Annotated in this window: 2 pseudogenes; both read left to right on the top strand. The window is 56.3% G+C overall.

From position 1 onward, the window contains the following. Positions 1-711: pseudogene (locus ACESTR_RS16145) on the top strand (hypothetical protein); the annotation flags it as partial. A gap of 361 nt (positions 712-1,072) precedes the next feature. Next, positions 1,073-1,278: pseudogene (locus ACESTR_RS16140) on the top strand (hypothetical protein); the annotation flags it as partial.

The following is a 1,278-nucleotide window of genomic DNA, read 5'->3' as shown; positions in this document are numbered from 1 at the left end:
GTGCGGGAGAACCCGCAAAACCTGAAAGGCGTCCCCCGCGAAGCCCGGACGCCGGAGATGAGCCGGGAGGCTTTCGAGCGTACCTACGGGAAGGACAAAACCGATTTCTCGGTTATCAGCGCGTTGAGCGACCCCGCCCTGGTCTTGCAGGTGTTCCGCGAGCAGGACGACCCGCAGCAGATACACCGGTTGATGAGTGTCCTGCACCTGAACCGCCGGCTTGTAACGGAGGAGGTGGCGTTGGAGGCCGTTCGCAAGGATGCGGGGGTGCTGTACGACATTCCCCAGAGGGCCATCACGCCGCTCGTGGCCGATACGGCCGTGCGGGGCGACCCGAGGATGATCCAGTGGGTTCCGAGGGAGCTTCGCACGGCGGATCTGTGCCTCTATGCCGAGGCCGCCCATCCCGAGTTGCGGGTTTACGTTCCCGACGAAATAGCAAAGGGACGTAATATCTACTCGTTCCACCGTCAGGTGGACGCGAAATTGCGGCAGCCGCTCGAATACGAACAATACAAGACCCTCTACTCGGGCGGCGCGGTGCGTGTGAACAACGTGTGGACGTCGGTTGCGGGTGAGATTGACTGCTGCGAGGTGCGTTACGACCGTAAGACGGAGAAACTCAAACTGCGGATCGTCGAACCGCCCAGGGAGAAGAAGGCGCAGCCGAAGGTCGCGCCCCGCAAACCCGCCCGGGGGCCGAAATTGTAGGACGGCGGGTAGTTCTTTGGCAGGAAGGTTGTTAAAAATCGCACGTGTTGTCGCCGATACCCGAATGAAATCGTTATATTTGCAATCGAATCCTCCGGCGGCGTGCCGCCGGGCGATTTACATACGGAAGGAACACATTATGGTGGGGCATTGAAAACAGCCAAATTTTAATCCGCTCGCAAAATAATGGGTAGTTCTCTTCTTCATCGTCGTGTCTATATGCGTCAAGCGTATGCGATAGCGGCGTGGGGAGAAATTATCTATCGAGTGGATGGGTGCTTGGCTGTACCTCAATGCCGGTATTTAACGTATTCTCACGCCTTTTTCGTATGGTATTTGTCTGAACCTAAAGAAAAGCGATATGGAAACGAAATCGACAAATGAGGTAAAGGGTGATTACGACCGGGTATCGGCGAGTGAATGCCTGGGGTCGCTAATCGAGTTGCACGGGATTGTCATGGAAGACGATCTGTTCGTCATTCCCGATGCGGATGGCACGGCAGTATTATACAATGACGGGAAGATACGTTTTGACGAGATCGCCGACATCGAGGTCGGCTCGGTGTT

Source organism: Alistipes sp. DJF_B185 (assembly GCF_964250025.1).
Lineage (GTDB): Bacteria > Bacteroidota > Bacteroidia > Bacteroidales > Rikenellaceae > Alistipes > Alistipes finegoldii.
This window is presented reverse-complemented; position numbering and strand designations above follow the sequence as displayed.